The sequence below is a fragment of the Mycolicibacterium sp. P4_G11 genome, from assembly GCF_056555145.1.
On record NZ_JBFUJW010000001.1, the window covers coordinates 353,110 to 376,969 of the forward strand.

The 23,860-nt window shown below is 67.0% G+C and carries 29 protein-coding genes; 19 read left to right on the forward strand and 10 right to left on the reverse strand.

The features are described 5' to 3' along the window. The gene (locus AC1U2B_RS01685; protein ID WP_480215434.1) at positions 1-1,065 is read left to right on the forward strand and encodes an amidohydrolase family protein; all 1,065 of its coding nucleotides are present in this window, start codon (positions 1-3) and stop codon (positions 1,063-1,065) included. Between the two features lies 1 nt (position 1,066). Here the strand turns inward: AC1U2B_RS01685 and AC1U2B_RS01690 are convergent, their stop codons facing one another. Together AC1U2B_RS01690 and AC1U2B_RS01695 are read right to left on the reverse strand one after the other, a co-directional pair. Next, a complete protein-coding gene (locus AC1U2B_RS01690) occupies positions 1,067-1,900 on the reverse strand; it encodes a D-alanyl-D-alanine carboxypeptidase family protein (protein ID WP_480215435.1) in 834 nt (277 codons plus the stop codon). A gap of 95 nt (positions 1,901-1,995) precedes the next feature. Next, complete coding sequence (locus AC1U2B_RS01695) at positions 1,996-2,874, reverse strand: D-alanyl-D-alanine carboxypeptidase family protein (protein ID WP_043393432.1); 879 nt, start codon at positions 2,872-2,874, stop codon at positions 1,996-1,998. 72 nt (positions 2,875-2,946) lie between these two features. On the opposite strand from AC1U2B_RS01695, the gene AC1U2B_RS01700 reads away from it, so the two are divergent. The 5 genes from AC1U2B_RS01700 (at position 2,947) to trmD (ending at position 5,575) form a co-directional block, all read left to right on the forward strand. Continuing rightward, positions 2,947-3,378 (forward strand): nuclear transport factor 2 family protein, encoded by a 432-nt coding sequence (locus tag AC1U2B_RS01700; RefSeq protein ID WP_480215436.1) that lies wholly within the window; start codon positions 2,947-2,949, stop codon positions 3,376-3,378. A 262-nt stretch (positions 3,379-3,640) separates the two neighbouring features. Continuing rightward, positions 3,641-4,111 carry a 30S ribosomal protein S16 gene (gene rpsP, locus AC1U2B_RS01705; protein ID WP_260941447.1) on the forward strand — a complete coding sequence of 157 codons (471 nt, stop codon included), beginning with the start codon at positions 3,641-3,643 and terminating at the stop codon, positions 4,109-4,111. After that, entirely contained in the window at positions 4,108-4,350 is a 243-nt protein-coding gene (locus AC1U2B_RS01710; protein ID WP_003881089.1) for an RNA-binding protein, read from the forward strand. Before rpsP ends, AC1U2B_RS01710 begins: the two co-directional genes overlap by 4 nt. 2 nt (positions 4,351-4,352) lie before the next feature. Beyond that, entirely contained in the window at positions 4,353-4,880 is a 528-nt protein-coding gene (gene rimM, locus AC1U2B_RS01715) for a ribosome maturation factor RimM (RefSeq protein ID WP_480215437.1), read from the forward strand. Between the two features lie 5 nt (positions 4,881-4,885). Continuing rightward, the gene (gene trmD / locus AC1U2B_RS01720; protein ID WP_480215438.1) at positions 4,886-5,575 is read left to right on the forward strand and encodes a tRNA (guanosine(37)-N1)-methyltransferase TrmD; all 690 of its coding nucleotides are present in this window, start codon (positions 4,886-4,888) and stop codon (positions 5,573-5,575) included. Between the two features lie 5 nt (positions 5,576-5,580). Here trmD and AC1U2B_RS01725 read toward each other — a convergent pair whose 3' ends face one another. Next, positions 5,581-6,501 carry a serine hydrolase gene (locus AC1U2B_RS01725; protein WP_260941450.1) on the reverse strand — a complete coding sequence of 307 codons (921 nt, stop codon included), beginning with the start codon at positions 6,499-6,501 and terminating at the stop codon, positions 5,581-5,583. Between the two features lie 319 nt (positions 6,502-6,820). Between AC1U2B_RS01725 and rplS the strand changes: the two genes are divergently transcribed. The 5 genes from rplS (at position 6,821) to AC1U2B_RS01750 (ending at position 9,870) form a co-directional block, all read left to right on the forward strand. Then, complete coding sequence (rplS, locus tag AC1U2B_RS01730) at positions 6,821-7,162, forward strand: 50S ribosomal protein L19 (RefSeq protein WP_133762512.1); 342 nt, start codon at positions 6,821-6,823, stop codon at positions 7,160-7,162. 43 nt (positions 7,163-7,205) lie between these two features. Continuing rightward, on the forward strand, positions 7,206-8,057 hold the full coding sequence (gene lepB / locus AC1U2B_RS01735; protein WP_480215439.1) for a signal peptidase I: 852 nt from the start codon (positions 7,206-7,208) through the stop codon (positions 8,055-8,057). 8 nt (positions 8,058-8,065) lie between these two features. After that, entirely contained in the window at positions 8,066-8,749 is a 684-nt protein-coding gene (locus AC1U2B_RS01740; RefSeq protein WP_480215440.1) for a ribonuclease HII, read from the forward strand. Between the two features lie 92 nt (positions 8,750-8,841). Next, positions 8,842-9,147, forward strand: coding sequence for a DUF2469 domain-containing protein (locus AC1U2B_RS01745; RefSeq protein WP_003893809.1), 306 nt, complete (start codon positions 8,842-8,844; stop codon positions 9,145-9,147). Positions 9,148-9,150: 3 nt separating this feature from the next. Beyond that, positions 9,151-9,870 (forward strand): trimeric intracellular cation channel family protein, encoded by a 720-nt coding sequence (locus AC1U2B_RS01750; RefSeq protein WP_480215441.1) that lies wholly within the window; start codon positions 9,151-9,153, stop codon positions 9,868-9,870. Here the strand turns inward: AC1U2B_RS01750 and AC1U2B_RS01755 are convergent. Continuing rightward, positions 9,861-11,060, reverse strand: a complete 1,200-nt coding sequence (locus AC1U2B_RS01755; protein ID WP_480215442.1) for a cytochrome P450 — start codon at positions 11,058-11,060, stop codon at positions 9,861-9,863. The genes AC1U2B_RS01750 and AC1U2B_RS01755 overlap by 10 nt on opposite strands. 142 nt (positions 11,061-11,202) lie before the next feature. On the opposite strand from AC1U2B_RS01755, the gene AC1U2B_RS01760 reads away from it, so the two are divergent. Next, on the forward strand, positions 11,203-11,736 hold the full coding sequence (locus tag AC1U2B_RS01760; protein WP_043986777.1) for a TetR/AcrR family transcriptional regulator: 534 nt from the start codon (positions 11,203-11,205) through the stop codon (positions 11,734-11,736). A 60-nt stretch (positions 11,737-11,796) separates the two neighbouring features. Next, positions 11,797-12,465, forward strand: a complete 669-nt coding sequence (locus tag AC1U2B_RS01765; protein ID WP_043393453.1) for a PadR family transcriptional regulator — start codon at positions 11,797-11,799, stop codon at positions 12,463-12,465. 39 nt (positions 12,466-12,504) lie between these two features. On the opposite strand, the gene AC1U2B_RS01770 is transcribed toward AC1U2B_RS01765, so the two are convergent. Next, positions 12,505-14,088, reverse strand: a complete 1,584-nt coding sequence (locus AC1U2B_RS01770) for a PTS transporter subunit EIIC (RefSeq protein ID WP_480215443.1) — start codon at positions 14,086-14,088, stop codon at positions 12,505-12,507. 137 nt (positions 14,089-14,225) lie between these two features. On the opposite strand from AC1U2B_RS01770, the gene AC1U2B_RS01775 reads away from it, so the two are divergent. Continuing rightward, the gene (locus AC1U2B_RS01775) at positions 14,226-14,705 is read left to right on the forward strand and encodes a PTS sugar transporter subunit IIA (RefSeq protein WP_043393459.1); all 480 of its coding nucleotides are present in this window, start codon (positions 14,226-14,228) and stop codon (positions 14,703-14,705) included. Positions 14,706-14,765: 60 nt separating this feature from the next. Next, a complete protein-coding gene (locus tag AC1U2B_RS01780; RefSeq protein WP_043393462.1) occupies positions 14,766-15,152 on the forward strand; it encodes a DUF2237 family protein in 387 nt (128 codons plus the stop codon). A gap of 3 nt (positions 15,153-15,155) precedes the next feature. Here the strand turns inward: AC1U2B_RS01780 and AC1U2B_RS01785 are convergent, their stop codons facing one another. Beyond that, positions 15,156-16,907 carry a 3-ketosteroid-delta-1-dehydrogenase gene (locus AC1U2B_RS01785; protein ID WP_480215737.1) on the reverse strand — a complete coding sequence of 584 codons (1,752 nt, stop codon included), beginning with the start codon at positions 16,905-16,907 and terminating at the stop codon, positions 15,156-15,158. 99 nt (positions 16,908-17,006) lie between these two features. Between AC1U2B_RS01785 and AC1U2B_RS01790 the strand changes: the two genes are divergently transcribed. Genes AC1U2B_RS01790 through AC1U2B_RS01800 form a run of 3 tightly spaced genes read left to right on the forward strand, consistent with a single transcriptional unit; the run spans position 17,007 to position 19,220 of the window. Continuing rightward, complete coding sequence (locus AC1U2B_RS01790) at positions 17,007-18,137, forward strand: 3-ketosteroid-9-alpha-monooxygenase, oxygenase component (protein ID WP_480215444.1); 1,131 nt, start codon at positions 17,007-17,009, stop codon at positions 18,135-18,137. Continuing rightward, the gene (locus tag AC1U2B_RS01795) at positions 18,137-18,415 is read left to right on the forward strand and encodes a ferredoxin (protein ID WP_260972494.1); all 279 of its coding nucleotides are present in this window, start codon (positions 18,137-18,139) and stop codon (positions 18,413-18,415) included. Before AC1U2B_RS01790 ends, AC1U2B_RS01795 begins: the two co-directional genes overlap by 1 nt. A 4-nt stretch (positions 18,416-18,419) precedes the next feature. Then, the gene (locus AC1U2B_RS01800; RefSeq protein ID WP_480215445.1) at positions 18,420-19,220 is read left to right on the forward strand and encodes an SDR family NAD(P)-dependent oxidoreductase; all 801 of its coding nucleotides are present in this window, start codon (positions 18,420-18,422) and stop codon (positions 19,218-19,220) included. Between the two features lie 85 nt (positions 19,221-19,305). Here AC1U2B_RS01800 and AC1U2B_RS01805 read toward each other — a convergent pair whose 3' ends face one another. Together AC1U2B_RS01805 and AC1U2B_RS01810 are read right to left on the reverse strand one after the other, a co-directional pair. Further along, positions 19,306-20,088, reverse strand: coding sequence for an SDR family NAD(P)-dependent oxidoreductase (locus AC1U2B_RS01805; protein WP_260972495.1), 783 nt, complete (start codon positions 20,086-20,088; stop codon positions 19,306-19,308). Positions 20,089-20,172: 84 nt separating this feature from the next. Further along, on the reverse strand, positions 20,173-21,120 hold the full coding sequence (locus AC1U2B_RS01810; RefSeq protein WP_480215446.1) for an SMP-30/gluconolactonase/LRE family protein: 948 nt from the start codon (positions 21,118-21,120) through the stop codon (positions 20,173-20,175). A gap of 68 nt (positions 21,121-21,188) precedes the next feature. On the opposite strand from AC1U2B_RS01810, the gene AC1U2B_RS01815 reads away from it, so the two are divergent. Further along, complete coding sequence (locus AC1U2B_RS01815; RefSeq protein WP_480215447.1) at positions 21,189-21,803, forward strand: TetR/AcrR family transcriptional regulator; 615 nt, start codon at positions 21,189-21,191, stop codon at positions 21,801-21,803. Positions 21,804-21,810: 7 nt separating this feature from the next. Here the strand turns inward: AC1U2B_RS01815 and AC1U2B_RS01820 are convergent, their stop codons facing one another. Then, positions 21,811-23,247 (reverse strand): amino acid permease, encoded by a 1,437-nt coding sequence (locus tag AC1U2B_RS01820; RefSeq protein ID WP_480215738.1) that lies wholly within the window; start codon positions 23,245-23,247, stop codon positions 21,811-21,813. Positions 23,248-23,315: 68 nt separating this feature from the next. Beyond that, positions 23,316-23,828: an anthrone oxygenase family protein gene (locus AC1U2B_RS01825; RefSeq protein WP_480215448.1), complete on the reverse strand. Its 513-nt coding sequence runs from the start codon at positions 23,826-23,828 to the stop codon at positions 23,316-23,318. Positions 23,829-23,860: the final 32 nt, after the last annotated feature.

Here is a 23,860-nt window from a genome sequence, read left to right on the forward strand (position 1 = left end):
GTGAACCTGCACATTCGCGGTCGGGGCCTGCCCGGCGGCGAAGAGGTGCAGTGGTGGATACGTGGCGGGGTGCTGTCGGCTGAACCGGTAGCCGGTGCCGAGACGATCTTCGACGGTGGCTGGATCATCCCCGGTCTGGTCGACGCGCACTGTCACGTCGGCCTCGGGCCGGGTGGCGCCGTCGAACTCGACGAGGCCGAGCGCCAGGCTCAGACCGAGCGCCAGGCCGGTGCGCTGCTCCTGCGCGACGCCGGCTCGCCGGTGGATACCCGGGGCTTCGACGATCGCGACGACCTGCCCCGGATCATCCGGGCGGGCCGGCACCTGGCCCGGCCCAAGCGTTATATGCCGGGGCTCCCGATCGACATCGAGGACGAGTCGCAGCTGCCGCAGTACGTCGCCGAGCAAGCCCGCCTCGGGGACGGCTGGGTCAAGCTCGTCGGGGACTGGATCGACCGGGGAGTGGGCGACCTGGCGCCGCTGTGGTCCGATGGCGTCCTCAAAGACGCCATCGACGCCGCCCACGCCAACGGCGCCCGGGTCACAGCGCACGTGTTCGGGGAGGAGGCGCTGCCGGGGCTCATCAACGCCGGCATCGACTGCATCGAGCACGGCACCGGCATCACCGACGACATCATCGAGCTGATGCTGGCCCACGGCACAGCGCTGGTGCCGACCCTGATCAACATCGAGAACTTCCCCGGCATCGCGGAGAAGGCAACCAAGTTTCCGGCGTACGCCAAGCACATGCGCGATCTGTATGCGACGTGCCCGCAGCGGGTCGGTGCCGCGCACGAGGCCGGGGTACCCATCTATGCGGGCACCGACGCCGGCGGCATGATCGCCCACGGCCGGATCGCCGACGAGGTCGCGGCCCTGCGCCGCGTGGGTCTGAGCCCGACGGAAGCCCTGGGGGCGGCCAGCTGGGATGCCCGAAATTGGTTGGGGCGTCCGGCACTGGAGCACGGCGCCTCGGCCGATCTGGTCTGCTACGCCGACGATCCGCGGTTGCCGGGCGTCCTCGACCACCCTGAGCTGGTGATCCTGCGCGGCCGGGTCTACTGACTCAGGTGTATTGGCTGAATCCCCAGTCCAGCAGCTGCCGTGCCTGGGGGTAGAGATCGCCGGTGCCGAACATCTGCACCACGACCAGCCGGTGGTTCCCGCGTTGCGCAGCGCCGACGTACGTCTTGCGGGCCCGGTCCGTGTAGCCCGTCTTGCCGGCGAAATCGCCGGGGTATCCGGTCAACAGCTCGTTCTGGCTGGTGAGAGTCCGGCCAGGGAACTGCGCCGACGTCTGCCGGAAGATCTCGGCGATCACCGGATAGGTCAGCGCTGCCCGGTAGATCACCCCGAGGTCGCGCGGTGTGGTGATCGATTCCCAGCCGGGTCCGTCGAGACCGGACGGCGAGCCCGCGCGGGTGCTGCGGGCACCGAGTGCGGCGGCCTTGCGGTTCATGGCCGCCACCGTGACGCGTTGCCCGCCGAGCATGTCCGCGAGCATGTTCGCGGCGTCATTGCCCGACACCATGAGCAGGGCGTCCAGCAGCTGCCGCGCGGAGTACACCTGGCCGGGCTTGAGCCCGACGCACGAGCACTCCACCTTGGTGTGTGACTCGTTGGCCCGTCCCAGCGCATCGGCTCGCAGGTTGTCCAGTACGACCATTGCCAGCAGTGGCTTGATGGTGCTGGCCGGTGCGTACGAGCCGCCCGGGTCCTGCGAGGCCAGCACCTGACCGGTATCGAGGTCGGCGACCAGCCAGGCCTTGGCCGGGCCGTTCGCCAATGCCTGTGCGCCCGTGGGCTGCCCGGTGGGTTCGGCCCCCGCGATGGGCGTTGCGATCGGCGCCGCTAGTAACGCGCTGAGGGCCAGCGCGGTCGCCGTGAACAGTCTGCGCACGAGCGCCGACGCTACGGACGCCAGGCTGCGATCAGCTCGCGCCCAGATTCCGGTCGGGTATCGGTTACGCGTGCATTTCCCGTCGCTCCGCTCGCCTACAGCGAACCGACGCTGACCGAGCGGTCCTGCGCGAAGCCCCAGTCCAGTAGTGCGGAGGCCTGATCCCAATAGGTCGGTCCGCCTTCGTGCACCATGCCGTACATCATCGCGATGACCAGTCGGTGGCCACCGCGGTCGGCGGCGGCGACGTAGGTCTTCTTGGCGGCGTCGGTGAATCCGGTCTTGCCGCCGATGGTGCCCGGGTAGCGCTGCAGCAGCTGGTTCTCGTTGACGATCTGCTCGTTGCCGTTCTTGCCCGGGAATGTCGCGGCGGGCTGCGCGGTGATCTGCGCGAAGTAGGGGTTGGCCATGGCGGCGCGGAAGATGATGGCCAGGTCGCGCGGTGTGGTCCAGCCCGACCCACCGGCACCGTCCAGACCGGACGGAGTGGCGGCGTGGGTGTCGACGGCACCGATGGAGGCGGCCTTCGCGTTCATCTTGGCGACCGCGGCGTCGTAGCCGCCGATCATGTCCGCCAGGGCGTTGGCGGCGTCGTTGCCCGAGGCCAGCAGCACCGCGTCCAACAGTTGGCGGGCGGTGTAGACGTGCCCGGGGACGATGCCGACGCAGTTGCACTCGACCTGCGTGTCGGCGACGGTGCCGACGACGGTCGCGTCGAGGCTCGGCAACTCACCGAGCGCGGTCAGCGCCAGCAGCGTCTTGATGGTGCTGGCGGGCGGATGCCGCAGGTCCATATCGCGGCCGGCGAGAATCTGGCCCGAATCCATGTCGGCGACGATCCAGGCCGGGGCCGGTCCCGCCGGAATCGGCATGGTGCCGGCCGACTGGATGTCGGGGTCAGCGGCCGCCATCGGCGGCGCGACGAGGAACACGAGCGTCAGGGCCGCCATGACGGCGGTTACGAACCTTCCCATGGGGCCAGCAGCCTACTGGCCGAACCTGGACGGTGCCGCCCGGACAGCTGTCCGGTGGTGTTCAATCGGAGCATGCTGAGCCTCGAGGAGATCTCGGACCGTCTGGAAATCCAACAACTGCTGGTCGCGTACTCGACGGCCATCGACACCCGCCGATTCGATGATCTGGCCCAGGTTTTCACGCCCGACGCCTACATCGACTACCGCGCGATGGGCGGCATCGACGGGCATTTCCCCGAGGTCAAGGAGTGGTTGTCCCAGGTGCTGCCGAATTTCCCGGCATATGCGCACATGCTCGGCAACTTCGACGTCACCATCACCGGCGACACCGCCAAATCGCGCACCATCTGTTTCAACCCGATGGTGCTGCCTGCTGCGAATGCGGACACGCAGAGCCAGGTGCTGTTCTGCGGCCTCTGGTACGAGGACGAGTTCCTCCGCACGGCCGAGGGCTGGCGCATGACGCGCCGCGTCGAGACCAAGTGCTTCGACCGCGTCGTCTGACGCCGAGCGGCCAGTTGTGACACAGAATCCTCGCGAAACCGTGTGACAGTCCCCCGCAAGCGGGAGGTACCCCCAGACCGAGTCGGCGGTGCTGGGGCAGGATTTGGGCCGGTCGTGGCTGCTCTGGCAGAATGGTCGGCTGTCTGTCCGCGACTCGTTCAATGCGCCGCGCGGCGGTCACACACGTGAGGCAAGACCGGACCGGGCAATCCGCCTGAGTCGCTGAATTGCAGCGTGGCAATCATCAGGAGAAGTGCAGAACATGGCTGTCAAGATCAAGCTCACCCGGCTTGGCAAGATCCGCAACCCCCAGTACCGCATCATCGTCGCCGACGCGCGCACCCGCCGCGACGGCCGCGCCATCGAGGTCATCGGCCGGTACCACCCGAAGGAAGAGCCGAGCCTGATCGAGATCGATTCGGAGCGCGCGCAGTACTGGCTGGGCGTCGGCGCACAGCCGACCGAGCCGGTCGCCGCCCTGCTGAAGATCACGGGTGACTGGCAGAAGTTCAAGGGCCTGCCGGGCGCCGAGGGCACCCTGAAGGTCAAGGAGCCCAAGCCCTCCAAGCTGGACCTGTTCAACGCCGCGCTGGCCAACGCCGACGCCGCCCACGGTGGCGAGGCCGTGACGCTGAAGAAGCGCAAGGACAAGAAGGAAGAGGCAGCTGAGGCTGCCGCCGAGACCGAGGCTGCTGAGGCCACCGAGGCCGAGGCCGAAGCGCCCGCCGAATGAGCAGCGTCGTCGTCGACGCCGTAGAGCACCTCGTCCGCGGAATCGTCGACAACCCTGACGATGTCCGGGTCGACATGGTGACCAGCCGCCGCGGGCGCACCGTCGAGGTGCACGTGCACCCCGACGACCTGGGCAAGGTCATCGGGCGTGGCGGCCGTACGGCCACTGCGCTGCGGACTCTGGTCGCCGGTATCGGTGGCCGGGGTATCCGCGTCGACGTGGTGGACACCGACCAATAAATATGGACCTCGTGGTCGGCCGCGTCGTCAAGGCGCACGGCATCAGCGGCGAGGTAGTCGTCGAAGTACGTACCGATGATCCCGGCGAGCGTTTCTCGCCGGGATCATCGCTGCGTGGCAAGCCCGGAGCCCGGAATCCCGGCCCCGAACGCACCTTCGTCGTCGAAACGGCGCGGGAGCACGGTGGCCGAATGTTGGTGCGCCTGCACGGCGTGGCCGACCGCAACGCGGCAGATGCGTTGCGCGGCACCCTGTTTCTGGTGGACTCCGCCAGCCTGCCGCCCATCGACGAGCCCGACGAGTTCTACGATCACCAACTCGAGGGCCTCAAGGTCCGCACCGTCGACGGCGTCGATATCGGTGTGGTGACCGAGGTGCTGCATACCCCGGGTGGCGAATTGCTTTCCATCCGAACGGAATCCGGTGCCGAGGTGCTGGTGCCGTTCGTCACCCACATGGTGCCGACGGTGTCGCTGGCCGACGGTCTGGTGGAGATCGATCCGCCCGACGGTCTGCTCGAGTTGGACTGACACTCATGCGGATTGACGTCGTCACCATTTTCCCGGCGTATCTCGATGCGTTGCAGCAGTCGTTGCCGGGCAAGGCGATCGCCAATGGCACAGTGCAACTCGGTGTCCACGACCTGCGGAACTGGACGCACGACGTGCACAAGTCGGTGGATGATTCCCCGTACGGCGGCGGGCCCGGCATGGTGATGAAAGCGCCGATCTGGGGCGCCGCCCTCGATGAAATCTGTACGCCGGAAACAGTTTTGGTGGTCCCGACGCCGGCAGGCCGGTTGTTCACCCAGGAGCACGCGCACCGCTGGACGGGCGAGCAGCATCTGGTGTTCGCCTGCGGCCGCTACGAGGGCATCGACCAGCGCGTCGCCGACGATGCGGCCAAGCGGATGCGGGTCGAAGAGGTGTCGATCGGTGATTACGTGCTGCCCGGTGGTGAATCCGCTGCGCTCGTGATGATCGAAGCTGTGGTGCGGTTGCTGCCCGACGTGCTGGGCAATCCCGTGTCGCACCAAGATGATTCGCATTCCGCGCACGTCGGGGGAGTGCTGGAGGGGCCGAGCTACACCCGGCCGCCGGTCTGGCGTGACCTCGAGGTGCCTCCGGTGCTGTTGTCGGGGGACCATGCCAAGGTGGCTGCCTGGCGCCGCGAGCAGGGGCTGCAGCGGACGCGGGAGCGCCGCCCGGACCTGCTGCCCGACTAACTGATCTAGCTGATCCGCCCGCTCGGGAACATCGTCTTGACGGCATTGGTGATCGTGGTGCGTGCCGTGGCGTCATCGGTGGGTTGCAACGAGCCGATTGCCATGACGTAGCGGCGGTCGGCGCCGACCACGCCGGTGGACATGTGCATCCAGTTGTTGCCGTTCCACTCCGGCATCCAGCCCTGCTTCACCGCAACCGGTTCGCCGTACAGGCCGTCGGGAATGCCGAAGCGCTGCGGGTAGCCGTCGGCGCCCGACGGCGTGGACGCGGCCAGGTTGGCCAGGATGATGCTGGCCCGCTCCGGGGGCAATCCGCCGGTGCCGTTCAGCAACTGGTCGTAGTAGTGCACCAGGTCGGTGGTGGTGCTCATGGTGTTCCACCACTTGCCGTCGTAGGGCACCGACGTCCCGGTCAGCCCGTAGCGGGCCGCGACGCGACTGACGACGCTGTTGCCGCCGCTGCGGTTCCAGAAGACCTCGGCCGCGGAATCGTCGGACGACCGCAGCATGGTGTCGAGCGACTGGCGGTCGGCGGCGGTGAGCTCGATCTGGCCCTTGGCCTCCTGCAGTAGCAGGTCGTCGGCGATGAACAGCTTGGCGACCGACGCGATGGGCATGGCGGACTTGTTGCCGGTGGCGATCAGCTGGCCGGTGTCTCGATCGAGCACCGCGGCGCTGATCGACGCGCCGGCTGCCGCGGCATCGGTGGTGGCACTACGTTCGCGGGCGTCGAGACCCGCCAGGGCCGCGGCGGGTTCGACGGCCGGCGCCTCCGGCATCTCCAGCGCGGTGACGACCGGCACGACGGTCAGCGCGATCCGGTTCGGCGGCGCAGCCCCGTAGACCTTCGCCTCGCAACCGGCTGTGAGCATCACCGTTGCCGTGGCAGCGGTGATGGTCAGCAGCTTCAACTGCTGCGGGCGCATGGGTCTCCTAGCATCACGATGGATAAAATTCTGGTTGTTTAGCCTAACGGGTAAAGCTGTGTTGGGTGTGACGACTGTGACCGTGCCGCATGTGATGTCTGCTGCATCGGCCCCGATGGGGTCACGATTTCGTCACCCGGCGGCTGTCTGGCACAATTGAGCAGTTGTCCGCGCTGGGCGCGGGGTCGGCGTCTGTTTCGGATGTGTCCCCGCCCGCTGCGGCATCCGCCCAAGTACGTCCGTAAAGAGAATGGCTTTTCCGCCGCGCCGCATGGCGTCCGGCGGATGTGGCCCGCGAGTTAGCAAGGAAGTGTCACCGATGAAAACGCTGGACTTCGTCGACCAGGCGTCGCTGCGCGACGACATCCCGGCCTTCAACGCCGGCGACACCCTCAACGTCCACGTCAAGGTCATCGAGGGCAACAAGCACCGCATCCAGGTGTTCAAGGGCGTCGTGATCCGTCGTCAGGGTGGCGGCATCGGTGAGACCTTCACCGTCCGCAAGGAGAGCTACGGCGTCGGCGTCGAGCGGACCTTCCCGGTGCACTCGCCGAACATCGACCACATCGACGTCGTCACCCGCGGTGACGTCCGTCGCGCCAAGCTGTACTACCTGCGCGAACTCCGTGGCAAGAAGGCCAAGATCAAGGAAAAGCGCTGAGTCTGTCCGGCGATTTTTCCGCCGAACTGACTAGCCTGGTGCCGTGACCGGCCCAAGCGAAGACAGCAGCACCCCGGACAGTCCGACGACGGACGACGCCGACACGACAGCGACCGCCGACGCGGCTGGCACGGCCGACGAGGCCGACGAAAAGCCGAAGTCGAAGCTGGCTGCGCTGCGCGAAGGCGTCGTCCTCGTCGTCACCGCGGTGCTGCTGTACTACCTCGTGCTGACATTCGTGGCGCGCCCGTACCTGATTCCGTCGGAGTCCATGGAGCCCACGCTGCATGGCTGCAGCGGCTGCGTCGGTGACCGGATCATGGTCGACAAGCTGACCTATCGGTTCGGCGCCCCCGAGCCCGGCGACGTCGTGGTCTTCAAGGGCCCGCCGAACTGGAACATCAGCTACAAGTCGATCCGTTCGGACAACCCGACCATGCGCTGGATCCAGAACGCGCTCTCGGTCGTCGGCTTCGTGCCGCCCGATGAGAACGATCTGGTGAAGCGCGTCATCGCGGTCGGTGGTCAAACGGTGCAGTGCCGGAACTCGACCGGTTTGACGGTCGACGGCAAGAAGCTCACCGAGCCGTACCTGGACCCGGCGACCATGATGGTCGACCCGGCGACCGACCCCTGCCTGGGCAACGAGTTCGGCCCGGTGAAGGTGCCGGACGGGCGGCTCTGGGTGATGGGGGACAACCGCACTCACTCGGCCGATTCGCGTGCCCACTGCACGAACACGCCGGCCGACGCCATCAACGCGCTGATGTGCACAGGAGACCCGACCGCGGGCACCGTGCCGGTTGCCAATGTGATCGGGAAGGCCCGGTTCATCGCGTGGCCGCCGTCGCGCTGGGGCGGTGTGATCACGGTCAATCCGCAGACCGGTCAATAGGTTCTTCGGTGCCCGTTTGGCCACCTCGCACGGTGATCCGCAAGTCCGCAGGCCTGCGCACCCTGGAGTCCGCGCTGTACCGCGGCGGGCTGGGGCCGGTGGCCGGGGTCGACGAGGTCGGCCGCGGGGCCTGTGCCGGTCCGCTCGTCGTCGCGGCCTGTGTGTTGGGGCCGAATAGGCTGGAAAGCCTGGCGGCCCTTGATGATTCGAAGAAGCTGAACGAAGCCGAACGGGAACGTCTGTTCCCGTTGATCCGGCGCTACGCGCTGGCGTACCACGTGGTGTTCATCCCGTCGGTCGAGGTGGACCGGCGCGGGGTGCACATCGCGAACATCGAAGGCATGCGCCGCGCCGTCGCGGGCCTGCCCATGCGGCCGGGTTACGTGCTCTCCGACGGGTTCCGGGTGCCGGGCCTGCCGGTGCCGTCGTTGCCGGTGGTCAGCGGGGACGCCGCGGCCGCGTGCATCGCCGCGGCCAGCGTGCTGGCCAAGGTCAGTCGCGACCGCCTGATGGTGGAGATGGACGCCGTACATCCCGGCTACGGGTTCGCGGTCCACAAGGGGTACAGCACTGCCGCGCACACCGCGGCGCTGGCCGAGCTGGGCCCGTGCCCCGAGCACCGGTTCTCGTTCGCCAATGTGCGCAAGCTGGCTGCCAACCCGGCGATAGGGCAGCGCTGCCGATCCGGGTAGGGAAAAATGGGAACTAGTCGCCAATCCGAACAAGACATGGCTCTGCAAAACCAAGTAAACAGAAGGACCGCTGACCTGATGAGTCTGTGCCGATGAGTGCCGAGGATCTCGAGAAGTATGAAACCGAGATGGAGCTCTCGCTGTACCGCGAGTACAAGGACATCGTCGGGCAGTTCAGCTACGTCGTGGAGACCGAACGCCGCTTCTACCTCGCCAACAGCGTCGAGCTGATCCCGCGCAACGCCGACGGCGAGGTCTACTTCGAGCTGCGCCTGGCTGACGCCTGGGTCTGGGACATGTACCGGCCGGCGCGGTTCGTCAAGCAGGTCCGGGTCATCACCTTCAAAGATGTCAACATCGAAGAGGTCGAGAAGCCCGAACTGCGCCTGCCCGAATAACCCGTGTCGACCATCGGCGAGCTGTTCGCCGTCATCGACCTGGCCGGCGTCCTGACCAACGCGATCCTGGGCGGCATCGTCGCCCGCGACGAGCGCGTGGACCCGATCGGCTTCCTGACCCTGGCACTGCTGTCCGGGCTCGGCGGCGGCATCATCCGCGACACCCTGCTGCAACACGGACCGCCGGTGGCGCTCACCGACTTTCGCTATGCGCTGTGCGCGGTGATCGGTGCGGTGATCGCCTTCCTGATGCCGATCGGTGGCCGCGGCTGGCAAGCGGTGTTTCCGTACGTGGACGCGTTGGCGCTCGGTTGTTGGGCGACCGCCGGCGCACAGAAGACACTGGCGCTGGGCCTCGGCTGGGTACCTGCACTGTTGCTTGGCACCATCACCGCGGTCGGTGGTGGTGCGCTGCGCGACATCACGACGCATCGGGTGCCGCAGATTTTCGGCGGCACCACGCTCTATGCGACGAGTGCGCTGGCGGCCAGCGCGGTGGTCACCGGGTTCTGGTACGTCGGGCTGGCGGAGCCCGGCGTTCTCGTGGGCACCGCGGTCGGCGCGGGATTGTGCCTCATCTCCCGTCGCCGTGGCTGGCAGCTCTGGGGTGGGCTGTCCTGGGAGTACCGCTTCGCCCGTAAACCGGGGCAGCGGGTGCCGCACATCTCGGTGCGGATGTTGCGCGACGATGCCGGCGGCACTGCCGATGAGGGTCAGCGGTAGCGCAGCTCCAGGCGCCGGTGCCGGCGCACCATGAGGCTGGGCACCCATTCGGCGTCGGCCAGCTCGAACCAGTTGGTGGCCTCGAGCAGTGTGGTGATCCCGATGCGGGCCTCCGTACGGGCCAGTGCCGCACCGACACAGAAGTGCAGGCCCTTCCCGAACGCCAGGTGATTGCGTAGGTTCGGCCGGTCCAGCTGCAGCTGGTCGGGGTCGTCGAACGCGGCCGGGTCGCGGTTGGCCGAGCCCCACAACAACAGCAGGTGACCGTCTTTGGGCAGCGGCACACCGGCCAGCGTGGTGTCGGTCCGGATGTGCCGGTGATGGTTGCGGAACGGCGACTCCAGCCGCAGTGTCTCCTCCAGCAGAGCGGGCACCAGTTGCGGGTCGTTTCGCACCTGTTCCTGGACGTCGGGCTGGGTCGCGAGCAGCCGGGCTGCGTTGCCCATCAACCCGGCCGTGGATTCGCCGCCGGCACCGACCAGCTGAATGAGCATCAGCACCGCCACCTCGGTTGCGATGGCGCCGTCGGCGACCGCGCGGGCGAGGTCGCCGAGCAGGTCGTCGCCGGGGTCCGCCTGGGCTTCGGCGAACTTGGTGTACAGATAGCCGGCGAGTTGCGTCGACGTCTCGACCGCGGTGCCGATGTGCTCGAGATCGAAGACGCCGCTGAGCAGTTCGGTGCTGCCGTAGCCCCACTGCACCAGCTGCGGCACGTCGTCGTCGGGCAGCCCGATGAGCCTGGCCACCAACGTCATCGGCAGTCGGTCGCCGATGGCGGACATCCACTCGATGTGGCCGTCCACTGCCGCGTCGAGCCAGAGTTGACGGGCGATGTCGGCGATCGCCGGCTCGAGGGCCCGGATCCGCTTGGCCACCAGGGCCGGCAGCACCAGTTTGCGTTCGTGCGCGTGGCGCGGGTCGTCGCCGGTGGCGAGGACATGTCCTGCGGTGTCGACGCCGCCCATGTCAAAGGTCGACGCTTGGGTCCCCTGAGTCACCAGTGTGGCGGTCAGGTTTGAGGAGAAGTCCTCCGGGCGGCTGACGGCCTCCTGCACGGCATCCCACGTGGTGGCCAGGTAGAAATCTGTGCCGGCCACCCGGTGCACCGGACCGGCGACCCGCAGTTGCGCATAACAGGCATACGGATCGTCCAGCGTGGACAGGCTGAGCAGATCTGAAACTAGTTGCACGCCTTGAGTTTTGGCGTCCGGAAACCGCATGTCAAGGGCGATTTCGCGCTGTCTCACGCACGGCCCGGGAGCTGCGGCGATGCGGACGGTTCCGGAAAAACCGTCTCACTGTGAGACACATTTCCGGTTTAGTATCACAGGTATGGACTGGCTGATCGGCGCCGACCGCCGCGACGCGGGCGTCGAACGCATCTATGCCGCCGCGGCGGCCAGCGCTGCTGCCCACGGCCTGGACCGGTTGAATATCGACGAAGTCGCCGCGAGCGTGGGCTGTTCGCGCGCCACGGTGTACCGGCACGTCGGCGGCAAGCAGGCGCTGCGCGACGGGGTGTTGGCCCGCGCGATCATGCGGGTCGGGCAGGAGATCGCCCAGGCGGTGTCCGGGCAAACCGGGCCGGAGCGGGTCGCGGCCGCCGTGCTGTCGGCTGTCCGGGTGGTCCGAGCGGACCCACTGGCCTCTGGTTTGGTGCGTGCGGGAGCCCTGGTCGACTTCGATTCGCCGCGCCTGGCGCAGGCGGCGGGCGAGCTGTCCGGGGTCGCGGATCCGCTGCTCGCGGACTGGATTGTGCGGGTTGTGCTGTCGTTGCTGTGCTGGCCTTTGGCCGACGAAAAGGCCGAAGAGCTGGTGGTACGTCGGTATGTGGCCGCGGTAGCCGGGCCGGTGGGCCGCAAGTGACTATCCCGACAGGCGGTCATGACTAGGGCCTTTGCGGCAATAGATTGTTAGGCTAAGCAGATGGCAAGCAAGCCGCCGAGCAAACCGTCGCTGGCAGCGACGAGTTGGACGCTGCTCGGCATGTTGTCGTACGAAGAGGAAATCACCGGCTACGACATCAAGAAGTGGATCGACTGGAGCGTCGGTTTCTACTACTGGAGCCCGTCCTACAGCCAGATCTACACCGAGCTGAAAAAGCTTGAGGGACTTGGCTATCTCGAGTCCCGCGTCGAACAGGACGAGGGCCTGCGCACGCGTCGCCTGTACAAGATCACCGAGGCCGGCATGGCCGCCGTGACCGACTGGACCAACAACGCGCCCGTCGACCCTCCGGTACTCAAACACAGTGTGCTGCTGCGGGTTACGTTCGGCCACCTGAGCAACCCGACCCGGCTGCGCGAGCTGCTGGAGCAGCATGTCGCCTATTGCGAGGCCATGGAGCGGCAGGCCGCCGAGGACTCCGACGGTGCCAAGGCCCAGCCGGTGTGGGCCTATTCGGTGATCGCGCTGCGCTGGGCGGCCAAGTACTACGCCGCCGAGCGGGAGCTCGCACTCGAGCTGATGAAGGACATCGACGAGGCCGACGCGGTGCTGCAGACCGCGGCGAAAGGCGTTGCGGGCATGCCGCGTTCGATGCCGGGCCTGTGGCGAGAGGTCGAACGCGAGGTTCAGGGGCGGCACGGCAGCTAGTCGGGCGTTCCCGCGCGGTGGCCGGGTACGACTGCCGCTCTAGAGGATTTCGACGATGTCGTTCTTCATGGCCTCGGCGTCGGTGCCGAAAACCGCTTGGACACTGTTGCCGACCTCGATGACACCCGCGGCACCAAGCCTTTTCAGGCGGTCTTGATCCACCTTGCCCTTGTCGGCGACTTCGATGCGCAGGCGGGTGATGCATGCGTCGACGTTGACGAGGTTCTCCCGGCCGCCGAACGCCGCGATCACTTGCTCTGCCCTGCTCTCGGTGACCGTGGGCGCCGGCGCGGTCAGTGTCGCGGTCGCGGCGCCGCCGACGACCACCGCGGTGGCGGAGTCCGTACCCTCGCCGAGGTTCGCCTGCTCCTGCGCCTCGAAGTCGGTTTCCGGTTCCCGTCCCGGCGTCCGCAAGTCCCACTTGGTGATGGCGAACCGGAACAGCACGTAGTAGACGACGAAGAAGACGACGCCCATGCCGAGCAGCAGCGGGATGTTCTTCGCGGCCGGAGCCGTGCCGTAGAGGAGAAGGTCGGCCAGCCCGGCGGAGAACGAGAAGCCCAGGTGGATGTCGAGCAGATACGCGATCGCCAGTGACAGCCCTGTCAGCACCGCATGGATGACGTAGAGCGGGAACGCCACGAACATGAACGCGAATTCGAGTGGCTCGGTGACGCCGGTCAGCAGCGCCGTCAGCGCCGCCGCCGACAGGATGCCGACGGCGACCTTCCGCTGTTTCTTGTTCGCCACATGGATCATCGCCAGGGCTGCGGCAGGCAGCCCGAACATCAGAACCGGGTAGAACCCGGACGTGAAAATGCCCGCTGTCGGGTCGCCCGCGGCGAAGCGCGTGAGTTCGCCGGTGACGACGTGGCCGTCGGGAGTCTGATAGTCGCCGTAGAGGAACCACACGTACGAATTCGGGATGTGATGGAGTCCGAGCGGAATCAGCATGCGGTTGGCGAAGCCGTACACGAAGGCGCCAAGGGCGCCCGAGCCCCCGATGAACTTGCCGAGGCCGGTCAGGCCCGCGTCGAAGAACGGGTAGAGGTAGCTCATCGCGAACGCGAGGAACAGGCAGGTGACTGATACCACGATCGGGACGAACCGCCTGCCCCCGAAAAATCCTAGGTAGGAGGGCAATTGGATGGTGTGGTAGCGGTCGAAGAGCCACGCGGTGAGCAAGCCGACCACGATTCCCGCGAACACGCTGTAGTTGATCTGGGCCTGGGCGCCGGCCTTGTCGACCTCGCCGGCGAGCACGACGGGCGACATGGTCTTGAACACCGCCTGCACCACGAGGTAACCGACGACGGCGGCCAGTGCTGTCGAACCGTCCGCCTTCCTGGCGAATCCGATGGCGACACCGACGGCGAACAACAGCGGGAGGTTGCTGAATATCGCGTCACCGGCAGCGCTCATCGCGTGGAAGAACGGGCCGATGACCGGAGCCTTGATCTTGCCCAATAGATCGTCTTGACCCAGCCGGAGCAGGATTCCTGCCGCGGGCAGCACCGCGATCGGCAGCATGAGGCTCTTGCCGAGCCGCTGCAATTGCGCGAAGCCGGGAACGCGCACGCCCGACTTCTCCTGCGCACCTGCAATTTTCGGTGTGCTGTTCATGTGCGGGACCCTCTTCTGCCGCAGAAACGCCGCCGGGCGCGGAAGTTGTGCGGAAGCTTAGACGAGAACGTGTGGCTGTGAGATCGCGTTCGCCGGCGCTCGTATTGTTGGAGCCCACGAGCAGAGGAGATACGGCAGTGAGTCAGACGTCAGTTCTCGCCCCGGTCGCTGGGCGTGCGGTTCTGCTTGAGGACGTCCCGGACCCCGTCTTCTCGGCGGGCATGGTCGGCTACGGCGCCGCGATCGACCCGCCGCGCAGGGTGATCGACGCGGTCGCCCCGGTCAGCGGCAAGCTCTTGAAGTTGATGCCACACGCCTACGTGGTCCTGACCCCGGACAACGTGGGCGTTCTTGTGCACCTCGGCTTGGACACCGTCGCACTCAAGGGTGCAGGTTTCACGGCTCATGTCAGTCAGGGTGACGATGTCGCGGCGGGTCAGGTCGTCATCAGTTACGACGTTCCTGCGATCGAGTCGGGCGGGCTCAATCCGATTGTCGCCGTGGTCGTCATGGACGAACGCGTCCCGGAGAACGTGACGCTGTCCGACGCCGTTACCTTGGGTGCGGACATCGATTCCGGGGCACACCTTTTCACGGCGAACAAGACTTCGCGATGACCGGTGCGCCGTGCCAGGGATCGTGGGACATTGTGCCCGGGGGCACGGAAGGATTGACCGATGGCTGATCGCAATGTGCTCGGTGCTCCGCTGGAGCCGTGCGGCACCGAGCCGCTGACCGGCTTCTACCGCGACGGCTGCTGCTCGACCGGGCCTGAGGACGCCGGCCTGCACACGATCTGTGCGGTCGTCTCCGCCGAGTTCCTGACGCACCAGCGCTCGATCGGTAACGACCTCTCCACGCCGATGCCGGAATATCGGTTTCCGGGGCTGTCGCCGGGGGACCGCTGGTGCGTGACCGCGGTGAACTGGCTTCGGGCGCACCGCGACGGGTGCGCGGCACCGGTGGTGCTGGCCTCCACCCACGAGCGGACGTTGGAGGTCGTGCCGCTCGAGGTGCTCAGGGAGTACGCCGTCGATGTGCCCGACGATCTCGGCGGCCTCTGAGGTCTACAGCTTCCCGGCCGCATCCCGTCCGGCGATGTAGCCGTACACCAGACCCTGTGCGATGGTCGCGCCCGCACCCGGGTACACCGCGCCGAAGGCGTTGGCCGCGGTGTTGCCCAGCGCGTACAACCCTTCGATGACGCCGCCGTCCTCGCGGTGCACGCGTCCGCGTTCGTCGGCCACCACGCCACCGCAGGTGCCGAGGTCGCTCAGCGTCATCTTCACCGCGTAGAACGGACCCTTGACCAGCGGGCGCAGGTTCGGGTTGGGCGTCACGGTCGGGTCGCCGTAGTAGCGGTCGTACGCGCTGAGGCCGCGGTCGAAATCAGGATCGATGCCGGCGGCCGCGCTTTCGTTGAACCGCGTCATGCTCTGCTCGAAATCGGCGACCGGGACGCCCATCTGCGCCGCCAGGTCGGCGAAGTTGGTGGCCTTGGCGGCGATACCGGCCTGGTACCAGGACTTGGGCAGCGGCATCCGCGGGAACGAGCCGGCGGCGAAGACGTAGCTGTTGCGGTACTTCTGGTCGAACACGATCCACATCGACTCGACAGGGGTGCCGGCCCGCTCGAGTTCGAGCACTCGCTGGCCGAACGACATGTAGTCGGTCGACTCGTTGGCGAAGCGCTTGCCGTCCTGATCGACGATGAGCGAGCCCGGCAGCGAGCGCTCGGCCAGCAGCACCGCCGGCGGACGGCCGTTCGCCGACGCCACCCCCGGGAACCACCAGGCCTGGTCCATCAACGCCGTGGCGGCACCCAGATCGGTGGCGGCCCGGATGGCCTCACCGGTGTTGGAATCGGCGCCGAGGCTCTCGTGGTCGCCGAGCGAATCGGACTGGTACTTGTGGCGCATCGCCATGTCATGGTCAAAGCCGCCGGCCGCCAGCACGACACCGCGCGTGGCGGTGACGGTGACCTCGCGGCCTGCGTGCGACAGCACGGCACCGGTGACCCGCCGGCCGTCGCCGGTCAGCCGGACCAGCGAGGTGTCGGTCCAGATCGGGATGCCGGCCTGCAACACACCGGCGAACAGCCCAGCCGCGAGCGCCTGGCCACCGGCGATGTACTCGCGGCCCAGCAGCTTGCCGCCGATGCCCTGCGCGAGCCGTTTTGCGATGAGCGGCAACCCTTTACGGGGCACCCGCGTCATCAGGTTCATCCACTTGTAGTCCGCGCCGGTGGTCGGCATCGGGACCTTGACCTCCATCACGCCGCCGCGCAACCGGTCCCGGTACTTGCCGAGCACGCGGGCGTTGAGCGGGCGGCATTCGCAGGTGCGCCCGGTGGCCCGGCCGCCCGGCCGCTCAGGGTGGTAGTCCGAGTACTCGCGGGCCCAGAACAACCGCATCGGGGTGGTTCGCCCCAGCATGTCGACGGTCGCGTTGACGTGCTTCAGGAAGCCGGTGGAGCGGGCGGCCGGCGCGGTCCCGTTCACCACGGCGTCGAGGTAGGTCGCGGCGCGATCAGCGGTGTCGGCGGTGCCCTTGTCGGTCAACAGGGGAGTGGTCGGCAGCCAGAGCGCGCCACCGGAGCGTGCCGTGGAGCCGCCGACGTCCGAAGACTTCTCGACGACGAGGACGTTCAGCCCGGATTCCTGACCGCTCAGTGCGGCGGCCAGGCCGGTGCCGGAACCGATCACCAGCAGATCGACGGTGGTGTCAGCGATGTCGAGGCCGGCCGGAATCGTGGCCGCGGCAGATGTCGTCACGGCCGCTAAGCGTATTGCGGCAGACGGTTTTCCGGCCTCGGGCATCCCTGCCAGCGGGATAACACGTGCATTCGCCACCCCGTTGCTGTTAGACCTGAAACATCAAACTGCAGACCAGTTTTCAAGGTAAGGATGGTCCATCAGATGTCGCTGGATGATGTCGATGTTCGCCAGATCGAAGCCGGTGAAGCGCCGACCCGGTTTGCCCGTGGTTGGCACTGCCTTGGCCTGACCAAGGATCTCGGTGACGGCAAGCCGCACTCGGTCAACGCCTTCGGGCAGAAGCTCGTCGTGTTCCGTGGGGAAGACGGCCAGCTCAACGTGCTGGACAGCTACTGCCGGCACATGGGCGGCGACCTGAGCCAGGGCACCGTCAAGGGCAACGCGATCGCCTGCCCGTTCCACGATTGGCGCTGGGGCGGCGACGGCAAGTGCAAGCTGGTGCCCTACGCCAAGCGCACGCCGCGGCTCGCGCGCACCGCGAAGTGGGCGACCCTCGAGCAGGACGGGATGTTGTTCATCTGGAACGACCCCGAGGGCAGTGCACCGCCGGAGGACGTCTACATCCCGCGCATCGAGCAGGCAGGCAGCGACGAGTGGACCGATTGGCATTGGTACACAACGGTTGTCAACGTCAACTGCCGCGAGATCATCGACAACGTGGTCGACATGGCGCACTTCTTCTACATCCACGGTGCGGTGCCGTCGCACTTCAAGAACATCTTCGAAGGCCAGGTCGCGACGCAGTACATGAACGGTGGCGGCCGCGAGGACATGCAGGGCACCGAGGGCGCGAAGATGCTCGGGTCGACATCGGTGGCGTCGTACTACGGGCCGTCTTTCATGATCGACGACCTGACGTACCACTACCCGGACGCTGATCACAAGACGATCCTGATCAACTGCCACTACCCGATCGACTCGAATTCCTTTGTGCTGCAGTACGGAATCATCGTCAAGAAGGTCGAGGGTCTGCCCGAGGAGGTGGCCGTCGCAACGGCGCACGCGCTCGGCGACTGGGTGAAGCAGGGCTTCGAGCAGGACGTGCAGATCTGGAAGAACAAGGCCCGCATCGACAACCCGCTGTTGGTCGAAGAGGACGGTCCCGTCTACCAGCTGCGCCGGTGGTACGAGCAGTTCTACGTCGACGCCGCCGAGGTGGTGCCGGAGATGACCGACCGCTTCGAATACGAATTGGACACCACCGTCCCGCGCGAGGCGTGGACGAGGGAGATGGAAGCCAACATCGCAGCGCGGGCCGCGGAGTCGGTCTGATGACCGCCCGGCCCGACATCCGGCTGGCCGACATGCCGATGGTGCCGGTGGCCTGCCGTGCCTGTGGCGCACAGGTTTTGGCGCGCAAGGGCAGCTGGCAGCAGACCAGCGTGCAGTGGACCTCCGAGTCGGCCGCGAAGTGCGAGGAACGCCAGCGGGCGGAGTGCCTGCCGGGCCGGATCTTCCTGGCCTGTGGCCAGCTGAAGGAGTCCATCGCCGCGGCGGTGGCGGCCGGTGTCGTGCACGTCGTCCAGGACGAACTGGGCGTGGCACCATAGCCGCATGAGCTCAGACAAGCGGGTCGCGGTCGTCACCGGCGCCAGCAGGGGCGCCGGCAAGGGCATTGCCGCGGCGTTGGTGGCCGACGGCTGGACGGTTTATCTCACCGGCCGCACCGTCACCGACCCTGGCGACGGCGGCATCGCCGTTGCGGTGGACCATCGCGACGACGATGCGGTGGCCGCGTTGTTCGCCCGGGTGGCCGACGAGGCCGGGCGGCTCGATCTGCTGGTCAACAACGCTGCCGTGGTGCACGACAATCTCGTCGACCCGAAGCCGTTCTGGGAGAAGCCGATCGGCCTGGGTGACGTGCTCGACGTCGGCCTGCGGTCGGCCTATGTCGCGTCGTGGCACGCCGCGCCGCTGCTGCTGGCGCAAGAGCGGGGCCTGATCGCATTCACGTCATCGCCGGGAGCGGTGTGTTACATGCACGGCCCGGCCTACGGTGCGCAGAAGGCTGGGCTGGACAAGATGGCGGCCGACATGGCCGTCGACTTCCACGGCACCGGGGTATCGACGTTGTCGGTCTGGATGGGCATTCTGCTCACCGACAAGTTCAAGCAGGCGTTCGACGCCGACACGCTGGCCAAGGCCGCGGGCAACTTCGAAACGCCGGAATTCGTCGGGCATGTGATCAATGCGCTGTACCAGGACCCGGACCTGGACGGCATCAGCGGGCAGACCGTGATCGCCGCTGAAGAGGCCCAGCGCTACGGCATCACCGACGTGGACGGCCGGACGCCGCCTTCGCATCGGGCGATGCTTGGTGATCCGCGGGTGCCCAGCGACGTCATCGTCCGCTGAGCGGACAAGTCGGACTCGGTCCGCTGAGCGGACAAATCAGACTCGGTCAGCTGAGCACCCGCGGAAGTTCTGGCCCCGCAGGGAACTAGCAGTGCGCGCCGCCGTCGATCCGGATCTCGGTGCCGGTGAGGAACGCGCCGTCATCGGAAGCCGCCATGGCGACCACCGCGGCAACCGCGCTGGGGTCACCCAGGTTCGATTCGTTGCCGGTGTTGAGCATGGGTACCTGCTTGGTCCACAGGCCGTAATCGGTGCCCTCGGGCATCTTGGCGAACGTGCCGTTGGCCAGCGGGGTCGAGACACCACCGGGCTGGATGTTCACCGCGCGCAGCCCCTGCTTGGCGTATTCGAGGGCCAGCGAGTGGGTGAAGCTGAGGATGCCGCCCTTGCTGGCGGAGTAGGCCGCCATGTACGGGTGGGCGTAGCTCGCCGAGGTCGAGGTGAAGTTGATGATCACGCCGCGCCCCGAGGCCAGCAGGGCCGGCAGGGCCTGGCGGGTCATGAGGAAGGTGCCGGTCAGGTTGACCGAGATGATGCGGTTCCAGTCGGCCAGCGTGGTTTCGTGGGTGTGCGAGCAGGTCTCGATCGCGGCCACGTTGACCAGTACGTCCAGGCCGCCCATGTCGGCGATCGCGGCGTCGACGCCCTTGGTGACGGCTTCTTCGGACGAGATGTCGAGCACCGTGGTGGTGAGACGCGCTGCGGTACCGGCCTTTTCGGCGGCTTCCTTGGTGCGGGCCAGTCCGTCGGCGGAGATGTCGCACGCGACGACGGTGCCGCCCTCATCGAGCAGGCGGGCCACGGTGGCCTGGCCGATGCCCGAGCCGGCACCGGTCACGATGACCCGGCGGTCGCTGAATCTATCCATGCTGCAAGTCCTTTCGTTGCCGAAGGATTCTTGCGGTACTGGTGTTCCCGTGAACAGCCGTTGCCCGGTCACCGGGATGCCTTCTCAACCGGCAGTTGGCGTGAGTTTGTGGATGGTGCCGCCGAGATCGGTGCTGTACAAGGCGTGGGGGTCCCAACCGGGGCCCGCGCCGAAGCGCACCGAAGTGCTGCCGAACATTCCCGAGGCCAGAATGCATGCGGCGTGCTGGTCGGGGTCGATGCGGACGATGTCGCCGCCGTCCATGGCCAGGTAGATCAGGCCGTCCGGGCCGACCGTGAGGTCGTCGGGGAACCCGAATAGTCCGAACAGTCCCAGATTGACGGTGCGGATGTGGACCGGGTTGTCCAGATCCACGACGGCCAGGGTGCTGACGGGATGCAGATCCATCGATGCGATCACGGCGTTGTGGGCAGCGTCGTAGGTCAGGCCGTTGGCCATGGTCACCGATGGGGCGAAGCGTGTTTCGTGGGCACCGTCCGCGGTGATTTTGGTGAGTCCGGTGGTCCAACCCAGGTTGCGCGAAACGATGAACGAACCGTCGGGCAACCGGACCATGCCGTTGGGCATGGTGAGTTTGGCGGCGATCGTCGTCAGTGCTCCGGTGCCGAGATCCACTCGGTCGATGGTGCCGTCTTTGCTGCCGAATATTCCGGACAGGAAACTGTTGCCGGTGGTGAAATAGACGGCGCCGCCGGCGACGTTAATGCTGCCTGGCGCAGCGACATTCGGTACGAATGTGCTGCCCCTGCCATCGGGTGTGAGGCGGTAGAGCTGCCCGGAATTGCCGACCGTGCGCGACACCAGCATGGTGCCCGAGCCGTCGAATCCGAGGTTCTCCAACGAACCCAGGCCGCTCGCGACGGTGGAGGCGCGCCACGGGCATCGGGAGATCGCCACAGCAGAGGCCGGAGTCGCCGGACCGCCGAGAACGGCCAGCAGTGCCAGTAGTGCGCTCAGCGCCGGCCAAGCGACGGGGCCACGCTGCCGGTGTCGCACATCTCGCATCGTCATGTCCCCTCCGCAGGCCTGAGTACGTTGTCGTACTCGCACGTCAGGGCACAGTACGATAACGTACTGGCATGCGCAACAAGGAGGTCGGCAGCGACGTCGAAGGTGGTGAATCGCCGGACGTGGCTCGGCAGCGATTCATCGACGCACTCGCTGCCCTGATTGCCGAGCGCGGCTATGCCGCGACGTCCGTGGTCGACATCGTGCGGGTGGCACAGGCCTCCAAGACGACTTTCTACCTGCACTTCGCGAACAAGCAGGAGTGCTACCTGGCGTTGCTGGCTTCGGTGACCGACGACCTGGTTGCCGACATTCGGCACGCTGTCGATTCAGATGCGCACTGGCACAAGCAAATTCGTCAGATGTTCACCGCCTATATCGCGCATCTCACTGCGCGCCCGGCGATTTCGCTGAGCTGGATACGCGATCTCCCGGCGTTGGGGGCGGCCGCCCGTCCGATTCAGCGGCGCAATTTCGCGGAACTCGCGGCGCTGCTCGAAGAACTCGCCACGAACGCGGGGTTTCAGCGCGCGCAACTTCCTGCCATCACCAGGCCCAAGGCCGTGATGCTGCTGGCCGGCGTGCGCGAGCTGGCCGCCCAAACCGCCGAAGACGACCGGGAGATCGAAAGCGTCATCGGCCCGGCCACCGACATCGCGATCAGCATCCTCGCGGCGGGGCAGTGACTTCGGTTCAGGTGTCGAGCGCGTCGACGGGCACCCGGCTTTCGTCAGTGACCGAGGCTGGGGCGGCGGGCTCCGTCGCAGCTGGGCGGCGCCGCCGGACCACCTCGAAGGAGCTCAGGATGACCAGCAGGGTCACACCGCTCATCAGGAACTGTGATCGCGTGCCGGGTAGGAACGCCATCGCCAGGATGACGGCCGCCATGAGTGCGATGGTGGCGTAGCTCAGCCACGGGAACAGCCACATCTTCAGTTTCAAACTGCCCGGTGCGCTCCGCTCGACGCGGCGGCGCAGCACGACCTGGGAGATGGCGATGATCAGGTAGACGAACAGCGCGACGGCGCCGTAGGAGTTGATCAGGAAGTTGAACACCACGTCGCCCCACACGTAGGTCGCCGCGACCGACGCGTAGCCGACGGCGGTGCCCAGCAGAATCGCCCGGCGCGGGACCCCGCTCGCGGACAGCTTGGTGAAGAACCGCGGGGCATCGCCAGAGGTGGTGAGCGCGAACAACATTCGCGAGGTGGTGTACAGCGCCGAGTTGAGGCAGGACAGCACCGCGGTCAGCACGATGAAGTTCATGATCGTCGCGACGCCAGGGATGCCCAGAACCGTGAGCACCGACGCGTAGGGGCTGATGCCCACGCTCTTGGTGTTCCACGGCTGGATGGCCACCACCACGAGGATCGATCCGACGTAGAACCCGATGATCCGGAAGACGATCGACTTCATCGCCCGCGACACCGCGCGCTCGGGCTCGTCGGATTCGGCGGCGGCGATGGTGACGATCTCGGCGCCGGTGTAGAACGCGACGCAGGGGACCACGGCGGCCAGCACCGCGCCCCAGCCGAGCGGCGCGAAGCCGCCGTGATCGATCAGGTTGGCCAGACCGGGGGTGGAGTGCGGCCACAGGCCGGTGATCCACAGTGCGCCCATGGCCAGGAACACCACGATGGCAATGACTTTCACCGACGAGAACCAGTACTCGAATTCCCCGAACGAGCGCGCCGAGACCAGGTTGCTCGCGGTGAGGGCGAGCATGAGGCCGAGGCTCAACAGCCACAGCGGCACCGCGGGGAGCCACAGATGCAGGATGCGTCCGCCCGCAACGGCTTCGACCGCGACGACGATGACGAAGAAGTACCAGTACATCCAGCCGGTGACGAAGCCACCGCGGCGCCCGAGGGCCTGCCGGGCGTACACGTAGAACGAGCCGACCACGGGTTGCGCCACAGCCATCTCGGCGAGCATCCGCATGATCAGCAGCGTGATGATGCCGGCGACCATGAACGACACGATGGCCGCGGGTCCGGCGCTGCCGATCACAACGCCGCTACCGACGAACAGCCCGGCGCCGATCACCCCGCCGAGTGCGATCAGGTTCAAATGCCTGCGCCGCAGCCCTTTCGCCAGCTGCGCGTCGCTGGCTTTGATCTCTGAACTCACCACCGACGCGACGATGCCGCAATTGTGCGCACCGCTCCATGGTTGTGTTCACCATGCGTTAATCGGGCCTAGCTGCGTGCCGCCAATACCAGGGCCCAGGCCAGTACGCCGGCGGCCGCGGTGTTGGCCAGGCCGCGGATCACGTTCCAGTGCACCCAGGTCGACTCGAACTGCGCCCGGAGCGTCGCGAGGTCGGCGGGCGTGGTCGAGGTGGCCGCGGTGGCGAGCTTGTTGTTCAGCGGCACGTTGATCGTGGACGTGATGGCGAGGCTGATGATGTTGAGCGCCAAGCCGATTCCGACCCAGATCAGCACCGGGCGGGCATCGGGCTTGAGGCAGAATGCCCCGGCCAGTGCGGTGAAGCCGACCGATCCCAGGAAGGTCAGCATGAACGGCGGGTTGACGATCACCACGTTGATCTTGTTCATGACGTCGATGAAGGTCCGGTCGTCGAACGCGCCGAGTGCGGGCATCACGGACACCGCGTAGGAGTAGTAGAGACCGGCCAGGAGTCCGGAGGCCAGCAGGGCAACGATGAGCGCGGTCATGCCGAGGGATTGAGGCAGCTTGCTGAGGGTCATGGTCCGACCGTATTCAGCGAGTGCTGGACGAT

What these genes read in the sequence shown, in the direction of transcription:
- AC1U2B_RS01695 (WP_043393432.1), bottom strand. Translation starts at nt 2,874, where the DNA reads ATGGGAAGGTTCGTAACCGCCGTCATGGCGGCCCTGACGCTCGTGTTC.
- AC1U2B_RS01700 (WP_480215436.1), top strand. Translation starts at nt 2,947, where the DNA reads ATGCTGAGCCTCGAGGAGATCTCGGACCGTCTGGAAATCCAACAACTG.
- rpsP (WP_260941447.1), top strand. Translation starts at nt 3,641, where the DNA reads ATGGCTGTCAAGATCAAGCTCACCCGGCTTGGCAAGATCCGCAACCCC.
- AC1U2B_RS01710 (WP_003881089.1), top strand. Translation starts at nt 4,108, where the DNA reads ATGAGCAGCGTCGTCGTCGACGCCGTAGAGCACCTCGTCCGCGGAATC.
- rimM (WP_480215437.1), top strand. Translation starts at nt 4,353, where the DNA reads ATGGACCTCGTGGTCGGCCGCGTCGTCAAGGCGCACGGCATCAGCGGC.
- trmD (WP_480215438.1), top strand. Translation starts at nt 4,886, where the DNA reads ATGCGGATTGACGTCGTCACCATTTTCCCGGCGTATCTCGATGCGTTG.
- AC1U2B_RS01725 (WP_260941450.1), bottom strand. Translation starts at nt 6,501, where the DNA reads ATGCGCCCGCAGCAGTTGAAGCTGCTGACCATCACCGCTGCCACGGCA.
- rplS (WP_133762512.1), top strand. Translation starts at nt 6,821, where the DNA reads ATGAAAACGCTGGACTTCGTCGACCAGGCGTCGCTGCGCGACGACATC.
- AC1U2B_RS01745 (WP_003893809.1), top strand. Translation starts at nt 8,842, where the DNA reads ATGAGTGCCGAGGATCTCGAGAAGTATGAAACCGAGATGGAGCTCTCG.
- AC1U2B_RS01760 (WP_043986777.1), top strand. Translation starts at nt 11,203, where the DNA reads ATGGACTGGCTGATCGGCGCCGACCGCCGCGACGCGGGCGTCGAACGC.
- AC1U2B_RS01765 (WP_043393453.1), top strand. Translation starts at nt 11,797, where the DNA reads ATGGCAAGCAAGCCGCCGAGCAAACCGTCGCTGGCAGCGACGAGTTGG.
- AC1U2B_RS01770 (WP_480215443.1), bottom strand. Translation starts at nt 14,088, where the DNA reads ATGAACAGCACACCGAAAATTGCAGGTGCGCAGGAGAAGTCGGGCGTG.
- AC1U2B_RS01780 (WP_043393462.1), top strand. Translation starts at nt 14,766, where the DNA reads ATGGCTGATCGCAATGTGCTCGGTGCTCCGCTGGAGCCGTGCGGCACC.
- AC1U2B_RS01785 (WP_480215737.1), bottom strand. Translation starts at nt 16,907, where the DNA reads ATGCCCGAGGCCGGAAAACCGTCTGCCGCAATACGCTTAGCGGCCGTG.
- AC1U2B_RS01790 (WP_480215444.1), top strand. Translation starts at nt 17,007, where the DNA reads ATGTCGCTGGATGATGTCGATGTTCGCCAGATCGAAGCCGGTGAAGCG.
- AC1U2B_RS01795 (WP_260972494.1), top strand. Translation starts at nt 18,137, where the DNA reads ATGACCGCCCGGCCCGACATCCGGCTGGCCGACATGCCGATGGTGCCG.
- AC1U2B_RS01800 (WP_480215445.1), top strand. Translation starts at nt 18,420, where the DNA reads ATGAGCTCAGACAAGCGGGTCGCGGTCGTCACCGGCGCCAGCAGGGGC.
- AC1U2B_RS01805 (WP_260972495.1), bottom strand. Translation starts at nt 20,088, where the DNA reads ATGGATAGATTCAGCGACCGCCGGGTCATCGTGACCGGTGCCGGCTCG.
- AC1U2B_RS01810 (WP_480215446.1), bottom strand. Translation starts at nt 21,120, where the DNA reads ATGACGATGCGAGATGTGCGACACCGGCAGCGTGGCCCCGTCGCTTGG.
- AC1U2B_RS01815 (WP_480215447.1), top strand. Translation starts at nt 21,189, where the DNA reads ATGCGCAACAAGGAGGTCGGCAGCGACGTCGAAGGTGGTGAATCGCCG.
- AC1U2B_RS01825 (WP_480215448.1), bottom strand. Translation starts at nt 23,828, where the DNA reads ATGACCCTCAGCAAGCTGCCTCAATCCCTCGGCATGACCGCGCTCATC.